Source organism: Bacillus sp. FJAT-27251 (assembly GCF_001273925.1).
Lineage (GTDB): Bacteria > Bacillota > Bacilli > Bacillales > Cytobacillaceae > Mesobacillus_B.
The window spans coordinates 2,146,279-2,163,474 of sequence record NZ_LIGG01000001.1 but is presented as its reverse complement, the minus strand read 5'-3'; the positions used below and the strand labels follow the sequence as shown (position 1 = coordinate 2,163,474).

The following is a 17,196-nucleotide window of genomic DNA, read 5'->3' as shown; positions in this document are numbered from 1 at the left end:
CAATATTTTTTCTTTACAGTATAATTTAGACGTTGAGTTGTAAATTTAAACACCATTAACCGGGAAACAACTTATGTTGAGAGGACCTCCCGTTGTCAATGAAGGAGAAAAAATGAAGGCTGTCGGCGTTGTTGTAGAATATAACCCATTCCATAATGGACATAAATACCATTTGGACCAGGCCAAGGAACAATCTGGCGCGGATATCGTAATTGCTGTCATGAGCGGAAATTTCCTCCAGCGCGGGGAACCAGCCCTCGTTTCCAAATGGGCACGTACAGAAATGGCTTTGTACGGCGGTGCAGACCTCGTTTTTGAGCTGCCATATGCCTTCGCTGCACAAAATGCGGACATTTTTGCGGATGGAGCCATCTCTGTGCTGGCGGCGGCTGGCTGTGAGAGCGTCTGTTTTGGCAGCGAGGCTGGTGAGATTGGCAGCTTTATCACCACACTTGAATTTCTCGCTAATCACGCAACACAATTCCAGGCAAAAATAAAAGAATACAACGCGCTAGGATACAGCTATCCCAAGTCGGTCTCCCTAAGCTTTGAAGCTCTGAAACCCGCTGGCTCCCTGCTCGACCTCTCGAAGCCCAATAATATTCTCGGCCTCCAGTATGTAGCGGCAATCAACCGCCACGATGCCGGCCTAAGGCCAGTGACCATCAAGCGTAAAAATGCCGGATATCACGATGAACATTTTTCCTCCGAGACGATTGCCAGTGCAACCAGTATCAGAAAATCCCTTTTCTCCAATGGAAGCAGCATGGAAAGCATCCAGTCTTATCTTCCGCGCACTTCCTTTCATTTACTCATGAGATATAAAAAACACTATGGCCAGTTTCATTCCTGGGAGGATTACTGGCCACTATTAAAATACAAGCTGCTTCAGAGTTCTCCAGAAGAATTGGCCGCTATTCATGAGGTTGAGGAGGGCCTAGAGTACAGGCTTAAGGAAAATAGCCTTCAGGCCACGTCTTTTAAGGAATTCATGGAAAAGATAAAGACAAAACGCTATACGTGGACCAGACTTCAGAGAGTCTGCCTGCATATCCTGATGAATGTGAAAAGCAGTGAGATGCAGGCTGGCACCGCCAAATATTTGCGCCTGCTTGGAATGTCCTCTTCCGGAAGGGCCTACTTACAGAAAAACAAAAAAGTCCTGGGACTCCCTCTTGTTTCCCGGCCTTCATCCAATAAAGATCTATTGGAACTAGATATCAGGGCATCCAGGATTTATTCTCTCGGTTTAACGGGCGACTCACAGGAACGCCTTCTAAAGGAAGAGTTTTCACAGCCTCCCATCCAAATTCAGGATTAAAAAAACAAGCTGCTAGCCAGCTTGTTTTTTTGATAAATTTTCAAGATAGTCCACGGCGTCATCAAAAGTGTCGACGGGGACGATTTCCATCTTTGAGTTGATATCCTCTGCTGTCCTCATTGCAGCCTGGTAATTGGAATCCTTTGCGCCCTTTTCATTTGGGGCAAAGAAAATGTCGGCACCAGCCTTGTCGGCGGCGACTACTTTTTGTTCAATGCCGCCAATCCTGCCGACGATTCCATCCGAAGCGATAGTGCCCGTTCCAGCAATGGCATGCCCTTGTGTAAGATCTTCCTCCACGAGCTGATTGTAAATCTCAAGCGAAAACATGAGTCCTGCAGAGGGTCCGCCTATCTCATCCGTTTTTACGTTCACATCCGGGTCAACCTCTATGTCTTTATCATCAACCGGTACAATGCCTATTCCTGCCCTGTCGCTGCTTTGATCAAATTGTTGGAGAGCAAGGACAACCTTCTCTTCCTTTTTTTGACGCTCCACAGCCAAGGTGACTTCCTCGCCTGCTTTTTTGCTGCTGACATATTCAATGAATTCTGTTGAAGAGCGGAAGTCCTTGCCATCGATATCAAGAATGCGGTCGCCGGTAAACAGCTTTCCCTCTGCCGGCATTCCGGGAACAACTTGCAGGACATAAATTCCATTGAACTGGTACTGAATTGGCAGTCCGGCTTTTTTATAGGCAACCTCAATCGCATTGATTTTCGAACTATCCATCATATGGAGCTGCCTTTTGGTATAGTCCTCATCGCTTTCGTTTTCAGCCCTGATTGCCTCAAGCGGGAAGATTTCCTGGTATTTGCTTATCTTGGCGGTCAAATAGGAGTAAATATTGGCCCTTCCCATCCTGACAGTGGTCAGCATAAAGGTGCCTTCTTCCTCATATCCCCCCTCTACTTCAATAATGGGTCCCAGCTCTTTTGCCATGCCCGGCTTTGATACATAAAAAGGCAAATAATAAAAGACGCTGGCAAAAAGCAAAATGGCTGCCAAAATGCCCAGCCGAAAAGATCCTTTTCTTCTCATTATGATTGAGGCTCCTTCCAGTGCTCAATAACCTGTTTAATTTTTGCGATATGTTTCCTCGTTTCCTCTTCACCGATGGAAATGATTTCTTCTATATTAGTAAAAGCGCGCGAACTGTACATCTCCACTCTCGGCCTTACCATGATATCGGAAGCAACCTCCCTGTTGGCAACCAGCTCCATTTGCATGATGTCAATACTTTGCATGATCACATCGAAAATGGAAGTGATATCTGCATTGTTTTTGACGTGCGAAACATCGACCGCAATGACAATATCCGCCCCCATTTCCTTTACGACCGAAACAGGTATCCGGTCTATCACGCCGCCATCGATCAACAGCCTGCCGTTCCATTTTTCTGGCGTGAATATTCCCGGAATAGCAATGCTTGCCCGTACTGCTTCTGCAATGGGCCCTTCCTTGAAGACCACTTTTTCACCGGATACAAGGTCGGTAGCAACGACAGCAACCGGTATATCAAGATTTTGCAGTTCTTTTCCGTGGGTAAAGATCCGGATCAGATCCTTTACCCTTTTCCCTGCGATAAAGCCCATTTTGGGCACGGTAAAGTCCAAATAATATTTCCTCTTGAATACTTTTGATAGTGTATACAATCTTTCAATATCAAGTCCTGCTCCGTAAAAACAGCCAACCATGGCGCCCATACTGCTGCCGGCAATCATATCGATCGGGATGGCTTCTTCCCTTAGTACTCTGATGACTCCTAGATGGGCAAACCCCCGCGCTCCTCCGGAACCAAGTGCCAAACCAATTGTGGGTCGACGCAAACGCAAATACCCCCTTTAGTTGTTGTATTCAAGAGAATTGGTCTATTTTGCATACCCGTGAGTATATTGGTTTATGAGGACAAGACCGAATTATGAAAACCTTGGCATCGCCATGAAAAAAGGTTTATTACCGCATGTAATCTGCGCCGCCAACTGGCCGGATATTATTTTTATTTTATCACTGTTTGACGTTGTTTCACAGCCATTTACCTGAGGAGAGGATGTTGGGTGATTAAGTCAAAAATAAAAACGATATTCCTGGCGGTATCAATCACGGTGATTGCAGGCTCTATGATCATTTATCCGCAGGAATCGTTTGATGCTTCCATCAGGGGCCTTAATATGTGGTGGGAGATTGTGTTTCCTTCCCTGCTGCCTTTTTTTATCGTTTCGGAGCTGCTGATTGGTTTTGGAGTTGTAAAATTTATAGGTGTACTTCTTGAACCGCTGATGAGGCCTCTTTTTCGTGTACCTGGTGTCGGAGGGTTTGTCTGGGCAATGGGAATGGCTTCTGGCTACCCTTCCGGTGCTAAGCTGACAGCAAGGTTGAGACAGGAAAAGCAGCTCACTAAAATTGAAGCAGAGAGGCTGGKATCGTTCACTAATTCATCCAACCCCCTCTTTATCTTTGGAGCGGTTTCTGTCGGTTTTTTTTACAATGCCCAGCTTGGAGTGATTCTTGCCCTTGCCCATTACCTTGGGAACATTACAGTCGGACTGGTGATGAGGTTCCATGGAGGACATGACGAAGCACCTGGCAGATCCGGAGGAAAGGCATTAAAAATAGCGGAAGCGCTAAGAGCTCTTCACAGAACAAGGATAAAGGATAACCGTCCAATCGGGAAATTGCTTGGGGATGCCGTAATGTCGTCCATCCAGACATTATTGATGATCGGCGGTTTCATCATTCTATTTTCAGTCATCAACAAATTGCTGTATCTTTTGCATTTTACTGCCTTTTTGGCAGGATTCGTTGAACTATTATTGAGCATCCTTGGATTGACACAAATGCTGAGCATGCCGTTTATCTCAGGTATATTCGAAATCACGATGGGAAGCCAGATGACCAGCCAGGTTCAGGAGGCAACCTTAATGCAGCAAGCTGTAGTGACCAGCTTCATCCTTGGCTTCAGCGGGTTTAGCGTACAGGCTCAGGTAGCCAGCATCCTTGCCCAAACCGACATACGCTTTCAGCCATTTTTTGCAGCCCGGATTCTCCACGGCCTGTTTGCCGGTTTGTATGCCTTGCTTCTGTGGGAGCCGGTTTATCAGCGATTTTTTCAGTCCGAGTCCCCTTCCAATGCATTTCCGGTGATGAACAGACTGGCGGAAGAAGGCACAAGGGTTGCTGAATTCTATTTGACCCTCTCTTCCATTGGTCCATTGGTTACTTTGGCCTCGCTAATTCTTTATATTTTTCTGTATATGAAAAGAATGGCACATGATTGAGGCATGGCCAGCAGGTTAAGAACACAAAAGACGAGCATCCATTTGAGCTCGTCTTTTGTGTCTTAACAGTTACTTGAATTTTTCCTTCAGGGCCATCTCTACTTCGGGAGGAACCAGTTCCGATATTTCCCCGTGATACTGTGCCACTTCCTTGACAATGCTTGAGCTAAGGAAGGAGTACTGGTTATTTGTCATAATGAAAAAAGTTTCAATTTTATCATTCAACAAGCGGTTCATCGAGGTTATCTGCATTTCATATTCAAAATCGGAAACAGCTCTTAATCCCCTGATAATCGCATTGGCATTCACACTCTCCGCATATTCAACCAAAAGTCCGTGGAATGTGTCCACTTTTACGTTTGGAAGGTCCTTTGTTACTTTCCTGATCAATTCCATTCTTTCTTCTACTGTGAACAACGGCCTTTTGGAGGAATTATTAAGTACTGAAATATATACCTCATCGAAAACTTTAGCTCCCCTGGTAATAATGTCCAAATGCCCATATGTAATGGGGTCGAAACTTCCTGGACATACAGCAATGCTAGCCATTATGATCCCCCTCTTCATCCAATAATTGTTTATATTTATAAATAGAGATGCCAATAATTCCATATTCCTCATGCCTGGTCAGCAAAAAGCCGCCAATGCTTTCCGGAAGCTGAATGTCGGATCCATGTTCACAGACAATGGCTCCTTTATCTTTCAGCAAATGATGGCTGCTGATCAACTCGACCAGTTTTAACAGCTGCTGCTTTTTATACGGAGGGTCAAGAAAAATATAATCAAAGCTCAGTTCTCTTTTTATGATGGCTTTTAAAGCCCTTGATGCCTCATTCCGGTATATTTCGGATTTGTCTTCCAAGCCGCAGTCCCTGATATTTTCATTGATGACCTGAACAGCCTTGCGATCCATATCCACAAAAATAACCTTGTCCAGCCCCCTGCTCAATGACTCGATGCCAAGGCTTCCGCTGCCGGCAAACAGATCAAGTCCAAGGCCGCCTGAAAAGTATGGACCAATCATGTTGAAGATGGCTTCCTTCACTTTATCGGTGGTAGGCCTTGTGGAATTCCCCGGTACCGCTTTCAAATAGCGGCCCTTCAAGTTTCCTGATACTACTCTCATTATCCATGCTCCTTAAACAAATTGCTTTTTTTATCCTACCACAGATATCCATAAACTTCTATTAGTTCAGACAGCCTAAAGCAATTTGTGAAGTTAGATCTCCTGTATATTATCCTGCATTCCTATTATGGCCATTCGCCCCTTGTGGAAAAAAATCGGTAAAGGGGGTATAAGCATTCCCATTATGGAAATAATGACTGTAACAACATCATTTGAGGATGTTGTTGCCAACCGCGGAGAAGACTTACGTTTCCCCATAAGTTCTTCCTCCGGTTTCTCCTCTCCCTTTGCCTTCTTTCCCTTATGGATATAGAAGGGGCCCTGCATAAGATGCAGGGTTTTTCTTTTTGTCTTTTAGCCTTCTTCATTTTTATTGAAGAAAATGCTACATTAATTGGTGGAGGAAAAGGAGGAGCTAATGTGATTCAACGTTTTATAGAATTGGGTGAAGGTTACGCAGATATTTACGAGCTTATTCAGACTGCCAAAGCGAACCAACACCGGCTTGCACATCTGATGGTGCTGCAGACTGAGATAAACGGGAAAGAAGTAATCTCCCCTGTTGTCATTCTTCATCCAACAGACCCAGGAAAGTTCCAGGCACTATACGTATGCAGGGAAGGAATACCAAATCCAAAAAAACTGCCAAATAAGCGCTTTGACTTATTTATGCAAACAGCAGTCGAACTTGGAAAGCAAATCATTGAGCTTGATGTAAAACCATCCACCATGTTTCCGGATAAAGAGTTATACTACCAGCACTTGATTGGCATCCTGCGGATGAACCGATATATTCCGCCCCTTCAGTAATCATACTGAACCGGCGCAGGCGTCTTTCACACCCCGCGAGTCGCCGAGTTGGCCCGGAAACCTCAAAAAAGCGGAACGCCAAGGCGCTCCGCTTTTATATACCCATCTTGTAATCGTACTCTTTTGCTTTGTCGGGGGCAGAATTTTCATATTCCATTTTTAAGAACGGCTTATAGGAAGGCTCTGCTTTTTTGACAAAGGAATAAGAGCTGATTTTTTGGATCAAGGCTTCTGTGTCTTCCATATTACAATAAAGAACAACATATTTTAGTTTCCGGGAAACATAGTGGACGTTTCCAAATCTTCTTAACATTTTGGCTTGCTTTAAAGAATAAAGCCAAATGATGATTCCCTGTCTTTGACCTATCATATTTTTTCCCCTTCAGAAAACGTTTGCTTCTACATAGTCTAGCATATTAAACCTACTTTTTACAATCTTGGCTGGAAGAAAAAAGCATGGAATCCTCCATGCTTTTTAAGAACACCCACAGCTTCCACCGCTTCCACAGCCGCCGCCACAGGAAGATCCACTATCAAAAAATGGATTTCCTGTAGGCACCTTAACGCTTTTAGAAACGGATCTTCCAATCATGACGCTAATTTCATCAAGAAGGCCTTGAAGGTCGTTTTCAGCTTTTTTGAATTCAGATACATTTTCATCCAAATCCACTTCCCTTTTCAACTGCCTGATCTGTCCCATCACTTCCTTATAATCAGGATGGTATTTTCCAAACCGCTGTACTTCTTCATATCGATCCTTCATGGCCGAAAAAGCCCTGATCTTTCCTTGTGTTTCCTTGCTGGACTTTACATTATATAAACACAGCCGATAGTTTTCGGCTACATCCGAGTCTAAAATCATCTGAACGAGCTCATCCGCTGTATCGAGAATCTCGATCCTTTCTATTGTAGCAAGCACGCATCGCTCACCTCCGTATCATATTTTAACACGAAACTGAGGGAAATTAAAAGCGAAGCCGACTGCCCAGGCCCGACAGGCATAAGACGCGCCTGAATAGAAGGCGTTCTTTGCCTTCAATTCAGGAGTGGCTTATGACCCGAGGGGCTAGCCGCTGGAGCTGGACAGAGAAAAGCGAAAGCGGCTGTTCAGCCCTGAAAAGCGCTGGAGGGCCATCGGATGAAGTCGCTCTTTGACTTCAACCGCTGGACCGAAGCGTCTCGAGGGGCTAGCCGCTGGAGCTGGACAGAGAAAAGCAATAACACCTTGTTCATGGTACAAAATAAAAGAAGCTTCCTTAACATGAAAGAAGCTCTAGGATTGGGAATTCATATTTGCGAACATTTGCATCATCATTGAAGCCATTTGGACTCCGTTTTTGAATTTTTGAACCTGGTGCGGAATTGTACGTTCATAAAAATGCAATGCAGCGATTTCCATTGCCTCCAGTTCCCTTGGATCGCGGGAAAGCTTCCGGTACCAATGGGGCTGAATCCTGATGAATTCCTGAAGATCCTTTCGCTGCTGAATCCTTTCGAGCACATCTTTTCTCATCGTTTTCAGTCTCCTAATCCTTTCTGAATTCGAATGGGTGACGGCTTCCTTCCCTGCCCGGCCCTGATGGAGCCTGCCCCCCTGTAAATTGCGCAAGCACACCCTGGACAGCTGTGATTGCCTGGCTAATATTGTGGATTTGGCCCTGAATTTGGTCGGCATCCATGCCTTTAAACACCGTAATGATCTTTGACATCCAGTCMCCTTCTTTTTCMCCCGCCGCTTTCCCTTCCTTGACCCTTTCCCCTTCGCGAAAAGGATCCCACCGCTCATCTTCCTCGCCGAGTAAATACCATTCTTCATAAAGTTCCTGCCATGTAGCTTTTCCGTCCCTTACTTCCCGGATTATTTTGGGATTCCCTTGGACAAATTCCTTGAACTTCTTCACTGAAGGATGCAGTTCTTTGCCTGCCATCATCATCACCCCATCTCACGCATTTGCCTATAATACTCTATGTTTTGCTATAGAAAAGGTGATTCATGGTACAATGAATCCAGTAATGGGATTGGTAAACTAAAAAAGAAGCACATTCACCATAGGGTTATGATTCATAAACATAGGAAATTGGTGGTCTAAAATGGTAACAGCAATTCTTATTCCTGCAATCTTCCTGTATTTTTATTGGTTGACCAGAAAGGAAATGAAGAAAAACGAAGCAGAATGGATTGCCCTCGCTTCCATTCCGGAGGAATCATTCATACAGGGAAATGTCCTTGAAGTACATGAGGAGAAAGAGCGCTTCTATTATCATCGTTTTAACCATGTGCTCACTATTAAAATCAAAGCGGGGAACAACATTTTCTTTTGCCAAAAAGTAACCCCACTAATCAGGGAAGTCGACATTCCAAAGGTCAGTATTGGTGAAAGCGTGGTCCTTTATGGAAACTGGAAAACGGAATCTTTCCGGATTAACAGGATTATAATCTGTAAATAAGAGCGGAGGACGCCCCTCCGCTCCTTTACTGTTGACTGGACCTTGTGAGGCTGGCACTTCACAAGGTCCGTCTTTGATGACATACATACTCCTATTGAAGGTTTGTTTGATCATGCTCCGAGATTTCCGTCAAGGCAATTTCCGCCTGGCTGTCACTTTGCGGGTTTAGGGCAAGATCGCCAAGAGAAACGATACCAACCAGCCTGTTTCCTTCCACAACAGGAAGGCGCCGGATTTGATGCTCCGCCATTAGTCTTGCCGCTTCGTCGGCAGACGTCTCCGGTGTAACTGTTACCAGCTGGCTGCTCATGATTTCCTCAACCTTGGCTGAACCCGGTTTCTTTTCCGCGACACCGCGTACCACGATATCCCTGTCCGTAATCATGCCCACGAGTGTTTCACCATCAACAATCGGAATAGCTCCGACATCATTTTCCTTCATTTTCACTGCGACCTCGAAAACATTATCAAGCATGGTGCAAGCTTCGATATTGGAGGTCATGATTTTACGGATTTCTCCCAATTCAATCAACTCCTTTACTAGCGTTCTTTACTTCTATTATGGTTCTCTTTTAAATTAAAATTTATGCTTGGGTTAGACATTGCAACTTCTGATTATTTCTACTATTATTGATACTGTGATATATGGATATACGGCACGTGCTGGAATGTGTTTTTAGGAGGGATTAGGATGAAATTTGAAAAAACGGGATTGGAAAATTTAAAGGCGGATTTGAATCGCCTAGACGAAGTCATGTCTGACCATGGATTAGTCCGCGAAGGACAGTGGGATTATGACCGTGTTACATATGACCGCTTATTTGATCTTAAGGAAGGCCGATACTACCTGCGGATTCAGGGGTATACGGTAGAAGGAGATGTAGGAGCGCACAAAGCTGTCATCCAATTGATGGACCCGCTTCTTGGAAAGCATTATTATCCGCATGGTGTGGAATATGGTGAGGGAGAGCATTTCCCCAAAACACTGGTATCCCAATGCGAAAAGCTTCTGAGCGACATTAAATCCAAAATCGAACCATTCGCGCAGCAATAAATAAGAAAGGCTGCTTATTCAGGCCTAATTTCTTATTTCGGAACAAAAGACGCAGAACGATGCGTCTTTTTTCTATATTGTTCCCTGAATGGATCATTCTCTTTTCTTTATTACACTTTTTCAGAAAGAAATCAAATTTTCCTATTTTTCATTGTTTATCCTGCCGAATGCATAATATAATTAAAAGGTTCATACAATCTATCCGCAATTGTCTTGCGCTCAGAAAGGGAGTTTTCGTTGTCCAGATTTTTTACGAAGAAGTCTTTGCTCGTTCTATTGGCTGTTTTGCTGATTGCCTTAATGGGATACATAATCCTTCCGGTATCGGTTCCGCTTATCTTTGCTTTCATAACTGCCCTGATTCTTGAACCTGCTGTCCGGTCCCTGCAAAAGAGAAGCCGAATGGGCAGGAAATTTGCTGTCATCATTGTCTTTACTGCCTTTCTCGCCATGCTTGGTTTAACAGGATACATTATTACCACCAAGGTCATTTCTGAAGCAATCAGCATAACAGAGAATGCTCCTCAATATATAAATGATCTAACCAGTCTTTGGGCTGACGCCCAGGAGCAGTTTGTTGATGCTGCCAGGGAACTCCCCGATGAAATTATCAATGAAATAAATGTCCGTGGGGAAGAATTTCTCCTTAGTGTGAGAAACTATCTGCTTGCGTTTATCAATATTGACAACTTAAAGGCATTGCTCACCCATATCCCTAATTTTCTGATAAACTTCCTTTTTTATGTAATCGCTTTGTTTCTCTTTTTGCTTGACTTGCCTCGGCTGAGGGAAAAATTTTATGGGCATCTCCATATAAAAACGGCTGAAAAAGTAAATTTCATAACATCCCGCCTATCAAGTGTCGGCATTGGTTTCTTTAAGGCTCAATTCCTTGTCAGTGTGATTATTTTCATCGTATCTTTATTGGGGTTATGGCTTATTTTGCCTGAAGTAGCCTTAGTTATGTCATTGGTCATATGGCTGATCGATTTCATTCCGATTCTTGGCTCCATCATTATTTTAGGCCCATGGGCTGCATTTCATCTTTTGACGGGAGATATTGTCCTCGGTACAAAGCTGGCCATTCTCGCTTTAGTTCTCCTGGTCATCAGGCGTACCGTCGAACCCAAAGTTATGGGAACACATATAGGACTGTCCCCGCTGCCTACTTTTATTTCGATGTACCTTGGCCTTAAGATCCTTGGTGCTGCAGGCTTTATTATCGGCCCCATGCTCGTGATCATCTTTAATTCGGCCAAGGAAGCCGGAATGTTCAAAACCAATTTTAAAATTTGAACGATCTTATTTTCCAAGGAAAAGCCGAAACCGGGTTAAGTACCGATTTCGGCTTTTTTCTTTAAAAGAAGTCGTAGAAAAAGGAAGAGAACGAAGGTAATTTACGGCTCAAGGCCTGGATATCCGATTCAGGTCCCAGTATTTCTCCCATTCCCGCCAGCTCTTCAAGTTTCCTGTATCCCAAAAGCAAGGCGCTTAATGAGTTAATGGTTAAGCGGAGCCCTTTCTGTGGAGGATCGGTGCATTGGCTGCCAGCTTTAGGCCCGAAGAATTCCACTTCGCCGTCCGCTATCAAATAGGTGCCCGTATTCCATGGGGCTGCCTCGTCCGAAACATGGAGGAACACTTGCTGATTTGTTTCAAGAAAAGGATATTTATTCAAAAAAGATTTGGCATCCACAACCCTGCCCATAAAATATGGGGAAAGCTCAACTTTTTGTTTTGGCTGCCCCAGAAAAAACGGCAATGGATCATAAACGGAAGTAGTCACTTCAACCTTATCCACCATGGAATCATGCTGGCAGATAAAATTCCATAACTGTATGCGGGCAATATGATCGACAGCAACATATTCATGAATATTCAACAGATTGTTTTTTAGTTTATATAATACATACCCTTTTGGCTCTTCATGTTCGTCATAATACACCGCGGCTGTCAAATCATGATATACATGGTCAAGCCACCAATCCCGGGAACGAACAAGCATGCAGGAATACCTCTGGGCATACTGGTCATAGACTGCCTCTATATCATGATTATGGGAAGCCTTTGTCAGCCTTTTTATGCTTCCTCCACCTGCTCTTTTAATCATGCGTAAGCTGCCTTTTTCAATAGTCACTTTTTTATAGTCGGAAATGATTTCCCAGCCAAACCTCCGATAGAATCCAATATCAAAAGGATGCAGGAAGGATATGGACTGTCCTCTTCCCTTCATTTCCCTCAAAGCTTCTCCAATCAATTCCCTTACATGTCCTTGACGCCTGTACTCAGGGTAAGTCGCCACTCCGGCAATCCCGCCCATTTCCCACTCTTTGCTGCCAATCCAAACTTTTAATGGAAGGATATGCAGCTTGGCGGCAAGGTCTTCTCTTTCCCAAATCCCGAGTATGTGGTGCTTCCTCAACATTTCTTTTCTCTTTTCGATTTGGTCAGGAGGAACGTCATATTGAAAAGCATACTCGGAAAGCTTTATCGCTCTCTCAAAATCCTCCTCCTGAAGTCTCATTATCTCCATATGGTTTCCTCCCTGGCATTTCTTCTCTTACAGATTCGTTGTCTTACCATCCATTTCCTTCTGAATACAGCCAAACCTATAAATAAAAAAATGCTGCCTCATGGCAGCATTTCACATATCGATAATCAGCTTCCCAAGATAGCCTTTATCAGGGAAGTTGTCTCTCCACCCTTATAAAGAACATATAGAAGGTTATAGACAATCACACCTGTGATTGCAGTGAAAAACCAGACAATGCTCGTTATTGGGCCAAGTCTGCGGTGAAGTTTCAATCTGTTCTTATACCCGCTCCAAAGCGAAATGATTCCCAGTACAGCACCACTGGTAGCAAGGGTAATGTGGAAGATCAGAAATAGCGTATAGTAAATTTTAATGTCATCAGGGCCCCCGAAAGATGTATTCCCAATAAAAATGGTTCGGGAAGCATAAATGACAAAGAATATGACTGCAAAAATGCCGGCAAGCGTCATTGTTTTCTTATGTGCATCCAGTTTTCGCTGCGAGATTTGCCACCAGCCAATTGCAACACAAATTGCACTTAATACAATAAATGTTGTACTGATGGTAGGAAGAACAGGAAGGTTTTGCATACTCATTTTCCTCTCTCTATTGAATATCTATTTCTGTTTTTTACTCGGCAGGTCTAGGCGCCTGATACATGGTATATTCATCTTCAGCCGGTTCTTTTTCCTGTTCGCTTCGGTACCATGAGAAAAAGGCATGAGCCAGGACGACACCATAGACGATTTCCTGGATTATCTTCATGAGTACCCCTCCAAGCTGCTGATCTTCCAGCAGGGAAAGGGAGCTGAACATTTCCGGGCCGCTCAGATTCAATCCTGCCAGGGTAGAAGCTGGCACACAAAGTTCAAGCGCTTGAGCCCATGCCTGCGGATCTGAGAATGTAGCGTAAAGGGAAGTATTTGCAAAGATAATCAGAGCACAGGCAGGTGTGATTAAAACACCATCGGCAAAAATATAGCCAACCTTTTTCAACCCGGATAGTGTCTGGTGCTCAGGCAGAACATTTAGCAGCGGCCACCACATGGCAATGGCAAATACGAATAACATGGAAGTATAGGCTGCATGAAGCCATATATCCGTTTTCACCACATCAAAAATCAATGGGATATGGTAGAAGGAAAAGAATCCGTTAAATAAAACCAGGGCAATCAGCGGCTTGGTCATAAACGCAAAGATTGGCTTGATGACCGGTTTATTCAAAACGCTTCTCCAAAGCCAATTGGGCATGCCAAGGATTAGGAACGGTGGGATTATCAGGTATAGTGCTGCCATTTGGATCATGTGGGCATAAAACGTGATATGTCCTAATAAATCAAGCGGCGATCCCTTAACCACATAGAGCAGGACGACTCCCACTGTAAAGAACGCAATTTGTTTATTGGTTCCTCGTGTCCCTCCATCAAACTTTCGATAGTACTTAAGGACAAGAAGATAGTAGGCAGCCAGAATCAACATGAGAGCCAGCAAATAAAAAGGACTCCAATTGGCCCGAAAACCAAAAAGATCAAGAGAAAACATATTTATCACCTCATAGGAAATAAGGAAGCATTAGTTTCATTATACCTTTTCCGGCTGGAGCACCGCAATGAAAGCACCCATCTTTTAAAAGAATGAAAAAACTTCCAAAGCTGCTCACATAACCAAATATTAGCTTCACGGAATTGGCAAAACATCCCGCTCCCGCGTTTATCCTGCCGCTTGCTTTTTTTATAAAACGAAGAAAAAACCGGCCGGTTAACAGCCGATTTTTCCTAGGAAATAATATTACCACCAGATGATTGTGGTGAAAGCCAGAATGGTCACGGCAGCCACCAGAACCCCTGAATAGAGGAAAAGCTGCACTGCCTCATGGCCTTTATGACTCATGTGCATAAAATAATACAATTGAAAGATTACCTGGACAACAGCCAAGAGAATGATAAACGGAGCAATGAACCAGCTTGAAAAGTCGCCGAAGCCCACTGCAGCGAACGCCATCAGCGTCAGGAAAATCATGAGGGAGAACGTGATAACCTGGTATCTCATTTCCTCTGCATTCTTCCTGCGCCTGTAATCGATATCAACTCTTGGGTTACCGGTAGTTGGTTGTTGATTCGCCATATTATCCCACCATTCCCATTAGATATACGACTGTAAAGATAAATACCCAAACTACGTCGATAAAATGCCAGTAAAGGCTGGCAACATAGAACTTTGGTGCCGTATAGAGGTCAAGTCCGCGCTTGGAGTTACGCACCATCAAGGTAATGAACCATGCAAGACCAAAAGCAACGTGTGCTCCGTGAAAGCCTACAAGTGTATAGAACGCAGAACCAAAAGCACTGCTTGTAAATGTATGGTTGAACTCATGAACATAATGATTAAACTCATAGATTTCCAGCCCAAGGAATGCCAATCCAAGCAATACGGTTAGCCCCACCCATAGCTGCATCTTCTTAAAATCGAAATTTTTCATATGGTACATAGCGTACACACTTGTCAAAGAACTAGTTAATAGGATCATCGTCATCAAAAATACCAACGGCATTTCGAATAGGTCTTTCGCAAGTGCATGGTCGGTGCCCGGAACCTTATCCTTCAGTGCAAGGTAGGTCGCGAAGAGAGTGGCAAACAGCACCGTCTCTCCGCCCAGGAACAACCAAAAGCCCAAAAATTTGTTTTTCGCTTCAAGGGTAGATTTCTCAGGCGACGCAGGCCATGTTTCAGGTGTGAACTTTTCTTCAGCTTGCATTATGCCTTAACCCCCTTATCTTCATCTTCGAGTAAATCTTCTTTATGGATATGATAGCCATGGTCATCCTTAATCGAACGTACCATCATCGAACCGAACGTGATGGCCAAACCGGCAATCAATACAGGGAGACCCCAGGCATGATCAACACGGTACATCACACCAAAAGCGGCAATGAATAATCCTAAGGAAATCATGAATGGGATGAACGAATTATTCGGCATATGGATATCGCCAATTGGTTCGGCCGGTGTCATTTCTTTGTTCCCATTCATTTTTTCAATCCAGTAAGGGTCCAAACCGCGTACCAATGGAAGCTGCTTAAAGTTGTAGAATGGCGGCGGGGATGGAAGAGCCCACTCAAGAGTACGGCCATCGCCCCATGGGTCATTGCCAACCTTAACGTTTTTCACACTGGTAATAACAATATTGACCAGAAGGACAATCGTAGCAACAGCCATTAAAAAGGCCCCAATTGTCGAGATGAGGTTTCCAGTTTCCAGCCCCTGTCCTGGCAGGAATGTAAAGATACGGCGAGGCATACCTATCAGCCCAAGGAAATGCTGGATAAAGAAAGTAAGATGGAAACCTATCAGGAATAGCCAGAAGGTTATTTTACCCAAAAGCTCATTTAGCATCGTACCAAACATTTTCGGCCAGTAAAAATGTGTTCCTGCAAGCAGTGCGAATACTACACCACCGACGATAACATAGTGGAAGTGAGCGACAACAAAGTAAGTATCGTGATACTGGTAGTCTGCAGCAGCCGCACCGAGCATAACCCCAGTTACTCCTCCCATAACGAAAGAAGGAATAAATGCAACAGCATACAGCATTGGGGTTGTGAACTTGATGCTTCCGCCCCACATTGTAAAAATCCAGTTGAAAATTTTAATACCTGTCGGCACTGCGATGGCCATTGTTGCTACAGCAAAAATCGCGTTCGCAATCGGTCCAAGGCCTGTTGTGAACATATGGTGAGCCCAGACCATGAAACCAAGGAATCCAATCAGGACTGTAGCGAACACCATGGATGAATATCCGAAAAGACGTTTTCTCGAGAATGTTGCAAAGATTTCCGAGAAAATCCCGAAAGAAGGCAAGATGAGAATATACACTTCAGGGTGCCCGAAAATCCAGAAAAGGTGTTCCCAAATAATGGTATTTCCGCCCATTGTATGGTCGAAGAAGTTCGCTCCGAACATGCGGTCAAATGTCAAGAAGAATACACCGATCGTTAATGGAGGGAACGCGAACAAAATGAGTGCTGATGCTACAAAAGTAGACCATGTGAACAGCGGCATGCGCATATAGGTCATGCCCGGCGCACGCATGTTAATGATGGTTACGAGGAAGTTAATTCCTCCGATAAGTGTTCCAAAACCTGCAATCTGCAGCCCCAGTGCATAAAAATCGATTCCATGTCCTTCTGATGCCAAGGAAAGCGAAGCATAGGATGTCCAGCCTGCATCAGGTGCTCCCCCAAGGAACCATGAAAGGTTAAGGAAGATTCCGCCAAAGAAAAACAGCCAGAAACCCAGCGAGTTAAGGAACGGGAACGCCACGTCACGCGCACCGATTTGGAGCGGCATGACAGCATTCATAAATGCAAATAAAAGCGGCATGGCAGCAAGGAAAATCATTGTTGTTCCATGCATAGTAAGGATTTCGTTATAAAGACCCGCGCTTACAAAGTTATTGTTCGGTATTGCAAGCTGGATCCGGATGAACATTGCTTCCAATCCACCAAGGAGGAAGAAAAATCCACCGGCAATCAAGTAAAGAATGGCGATTTTTTTATGGTCTACCGTTGTCAGGTAGTCCCATATTACAGCGCCAACTCCTTTTTTCTGAGCATAGGTACTCACAGT

General features: G+C 44.2%; 21 protein-coding genes. 6 read left to right on the top strand and 15 right to left on the bottom strand.

What is annotated here, in order from left to right; translation table 11 throughout:
* The first annotated feature begins 73 nt into the window (after positions 1–73).
* On the top strand, positions 74–1,321 hold the full coding sequence (locus ADU22_RS10240) for a nucleotidyltransferase (RefSeq protein ID WP_353611378.1): 1,248 nt from the start codon (positions 74–76) through the stop codon (positions 1,319–1,321).
* A gap of 12 nt (positions 1,322–1,333) precedes the next feature.
* On the opposite strand, the gene ADU22_RS10235 is transcribed toward ADU22_RS10240, so the two are convergent.
* Together ADU22_RS10235 and ADU22_RS10230 are read right to left on the bottom strand one after the other, a co-directional pair.
* Positions 1,334–2,362 (bottom strand): SepM family pheromone-processing serine protease, encoded by a 1,029-nt coding sequence (locus ADU22_RS10235; protein WP_053362060.1) that lies wholly within the window; start codon positions 2,360–2,362, stop codon positions 1,334–1,336.
* Entirely contained in the window at positions 2,362–3,150 is a 789-nt protein-coding gene (locus ADU22_RS10230) for a patatin-like phospholipase family protein (protein WP_053362059.1), read from the bottom strand. Before ADU22_RS10230 ends, ADU22_RS10235 begins: the two co-directional genes overlap by 1 nt.
* Positions 3,151–3,378: 228 nt before the next feature.
* Here ADU22_RS10230 and spoVV point away from each other — a divergent pair, with 228 nt between their 5' ends.
* Positions 3,379–4,599, top strand: a complete 1,221-nt coding sequence (spoVV, locus tag ADU22_RS10225) for a dipicolinic acid transporter SpoVV (protein WP_053362058.1) — start codon at positions 3,379–3,381, stop codon at positions 4,597–4,599.
* Positions 4,600–4,668: 69 nt separating this feature from the next.
* Here the strand turns inward: spoVV and coaD are convergent, their stop codons facing one another.
* Complete coding sequence (gene coaD, locus ADU22_RS10220) at positions 4,669–5,148, bottom strand: pantetheine-phosphate adenylyltransferase (RefSeq protein ID WP_046522247.1); 480 nt, start codon at positions 5,146–5,148, stop codon at positions 4,669–4,671.
* Complete coding sequence (gene rsmD, locus ADU22_RS10215; RefSeq protein ID WP_053362057.1) at positions 5,141–5,725, bottom strand: 16S rRNA (guanine(966)-N(2))-methyltransferase RsmD; 585 nt, start codon at positions 5,723–5,725, stop codon at positions 5,141–5,143. The genes coaD and rsmD overlap by 8 nt, the downstream gene beginning before the upstream one ends.
* A gap of 420 nt (positions 5,726–6,145) precedes the next feature.
* Here rsmD and ADU22_RS10205 point away from each other — a divergent pair, with 420 nt between their 5' ends.
* Positions 6,146–6,535, top strand: a complete 390-nt coding sequence (locus tag ADU22_RS10205; RefSeq protein WP_053364523.1) for a DUF7147 family protein — start codon at positions 6,146–6,148, stop codon at positions 6,533–6,535.
* Positions 6,536–6,629: 94 nt separating this feature from the next.
* Here ADU22_RS10205 and ADU22_RS10200 read toward each other — a convergent pair whose 3' ends face one another.
* From ADU22_RS10200 to ADU22_RS10185, 4 genes are all read right to left on the bottom strand, one after another.
* On the bottom strand, positions 6,630–6,905 hold the full coding sequence (locus tag ADU22_RS10200; RefSeq protein ID WP_046522249.1) for a YlbG family protein: 276 nt from the start codon (positions 6,903–6,905) through the stop codon (positions 6,630–6,632).
* A gap of 105 nt (positions 6,906–7,010) precedes the next feature.
* Positions 7,011–7,454, bottom strand: a complete 444-nt coding sequence (locus ADU22_RS10195; protein WP_053362055.1) for a YlbF/YmcA family competence regulator — start codon at positions 7,452–7,454, stop codon at positions 7,011–7,013.
* Positions 7,455–7,808: 354 nt separating this feature from the next.
* Positions 7,809–8,048 (bottom strand): YlbE-like family protein, encoded by a 240-nt coding sequence (locus ADU22_RS10190; protein ID WP_053362054.1) that lies wholly within the window; start codon positions 8,046–8,048, stop codon positions 7,809–7,811.
* Positions 8,049–8,061: 13 nt separating this feature from the next.
* Positions 8,062–8,463 (bottom strand): YlbD family protein, encoded by a 402-nt coding sequence (locus ADU22_RS10185; protein ID WP_053362053.1) that lies wholly within the window; start codon positions 8,461–8,463, stop codon positions 8,062–8,064.
* Positions 8,464–8,626: 163 nt separating this feature from the next.
* Between ADU22_RS10185 and ADU22_RS10180 the strand changes: the two genes are divergently transcribed.
* The gene (locus tag ADU22_RS10180) at positions 8,627–8,983 is read left to right on the top strand and encodes a hypothetical protein (protein ID WP_053362052.1); all 357 of its coding nucleotides are present in this window, start codon (positions 8,627–8,629) and stop codon (positions 8,981–8,983) included.
* A gap of 91 nt (positions 8,984–9,074) precedes the next feature.
* On the opposite strand, the gene ADU22_RS10175 is transcribed toward ADU22_RS10180, so the two are convergent.
* Positions 9,075–9,506 (bottom strand): CBS domain-containing protein, encoded by a 432-nt coding sequence (locus tag ADU22_RS10175; protein WP_156324330.1) that lies wholly within the window; start codon positions 9,504–9,506, stop codon positions 9,075–9,077.
* Between the two features lie 168 nt (positions 9,507–9,674).
* On the opposite strand from ADU22_RS10175, the gene ADU22_RS10170 reads away from it, so the two are divergent.
* Together ADU22_RS10170 and ytvI are read left to right on the top strand one after the other, a co-directional pair.
* A complete protein-coding gene (locus ADU22_RS10170; RefSeq protein ID WP_046522254.1) occupies positions 9,675–10,037 on the top strand; it encodes a YugN family protein in 363 nt (120 codons plus the stop codon).
* Between the two features lie 237 nt (positions 10,038–10,274).
* Positions 10,275–11,333 (top strand): sporulation integral membrane protein YtvI, encoded by a 1,059-nt coding sequence (gene ytvI, locus ADU22_RS10165; protein WP_053362051.1) that lies wholly within the window; start codon positions 10,275–10,277, stop codon positions 11,331–11,333.
* Positions 11,334–11,394: 61 nt separating this feature from the next.
* Here ytvI and ADU22_RS10160 read toward each other — a convergent pair whose 3' ends face one another.
* From ADU22_RS10160 to ctaD, 6 genes are all read right to left on the bottom strand, one after another.
* Entirely contained in the window at positions 11,395–12,570 is a 1,176-nt protein-coding gene (locus tag ADU22_RS10160; RefSeq protein ID WP_053362050.1) for a GNAT family N-acetyltransferase, read from the bottom strand.
* A gap of 125 nt (positions 12,571–12,695) precedes the next feature.
* The gene (locus ADU22_RS10155; RefSeq protein ID WP_053362049.1) at positions 12,696–13,160 is read right to left on the bottom strand and encodes a DUF420 domain-containing protein; all 465 of its coding nucleotides are present in this window, start codon (positions 13,158–13,160) and stop codon (positions 12,696–12,698) included.
* 40 nt (positions 13,161–13,200) lie between these two features.
* A complete protein-coding gene (gene ctaG / locus ADU22_RS10150) occupies positions 13,201–14,112 on the bottom strand; it encodes a cytochrome c oxidase assembly factor CtaG (RefSeq protein ID WP_053362048.1) in 912 nt (303 codons plus the stop codon).
* Between the two features lie 246 nt (positions 14,113–14,358).
* Complete coding sequence (gene ctaF / locus ADU22_RS10145; RefSeq protein ID WP_053362047.1) at positions 14,359–14,694, bottom strand: cytochrome c oxidase subunit IVB; 336 nt, start codon at positions 14,692–14,694, stop codon at positions 14,359–14,361.
* Position 14,695: 1 nt separating this feature from the next.
* Positions 14,696–15,325 (bottom strand): cytochrome (ubi)quinol oxidase subunit III, encoded by a 630-nt coding sequence (locus ADU22_RS10140; protein WP_053362046.1) that lies wholly within the window; start codon positions 15,323–15,325, stop codon positions 14,696–14,698.
* Positions 15,325–17,193: a cytochrome c oxidase subunit I gene (gene ctaD / locus ADU22_RS10135; RefSeq protein ID WP_046522261.1), complete on the bottom strand. Its 1,869-nt coding sequence runs from the start codon at positions 17,191–17,193 to the stop codon at positions 15,325–15,327. The genes ADU22_RS10140 and ctaD overlap by 1 nt, the downstream gene beginning before the upstream one ends.
* Positions 17,194–17,196 lie beyond the last annotated feature (3 nt).

Bases quoted from the DNA above. Each gene is read 5' to 3' on its own strand.
- ADU22_RS10160 (WP_053362050.1), bottom strand. From the start codon at position 12,570: ATGGAGATAATGAGACTTCAGGAGGAGGATTTTGAGAGAGCGATAAAG.
- coaD (WP_046522247.1), bottom strand. From the start codon at position 5,148: ATGGCTAGCATTGCTGTATGTCCAGGAAGTTTCGACCCCATTACATAT.
- ADU22_RS10240 (WP_353611378.1), top strand. From the start codon at position 74: ATGTTGAGAGGACCTCCCGTTGTCAATGAAGGAGAAAAAATGAAGGCT.
- rsmD (WP_053362057.1), bottom strand. From the start codon at position 5,725: ATGAGAGTAGTATCAGGAAACTTGAAGGGCCGCTATTTGAAAGCGGTA.
- ADU22_RS10235 (WP_053362060.1), bottom strand. From the start codon at position 2,362: ATGAGAAGAAAAGGATCTTTTCGGCTGGGCATTTTGGCAGCCATTTTG.
- ctaF (WP_053362047.1), bottom strand. From the start codon at position 14,694: ATGGCGAATCAACAACCAACTACCGGTAACCCAAGAGTTGATATCGAT.
- ADU22_RS10170 (WP_046522254.1), top strand. From the start codon at position 9,675: ATGAAATTTGAAAAAACGGGATTGGAAAATTTAAAGGCGGATTTGAAT.
- ADU22_RS10190 (WP_053362054.1), bottom strand. From the start codon at position 8,048: ATGAGAAAAGATGTGCTCGAAAGGATTCAGCAGCGAAAGGATCTTCAG.
- ctaG (WP_053362048.1), bottom strand. From the start codon at position 14,112: ATGTTTTCTCTTGATCTTTTTGGTTTTCGGGCCAATTGGAGTCCTTTT.
- ADU22_RS10155 (WP_053362049.1), bottom strand. From the start codon at position 13,160: ATGCAAAACCTTCCTGTTCTTCCTACCATCAGTACAACATTTATTGTA.
- ADU22_RS10200 (WP_046522249.1), bottom strand. From the start codon at position 6,905: ATGATAGGTCAAAGACAGGGAATCATCATTTGGCTTTATTCTTTAAAG.
- ADU22_RS10180 (WP_053362052.1), top strand. From the start codon at position 8,627: ATGGTAACAGCAATTCTTATTCCTGCAATCTTCCTGTATTTTTATTGG.
- ADU22_RS10140 (WP_053362046.1), bottom strand. From the start codon at position 15,325: ATGCAAGCTGAAGAAAAGTTCACACCTGAAACATGGCCTGCGTCGCCT.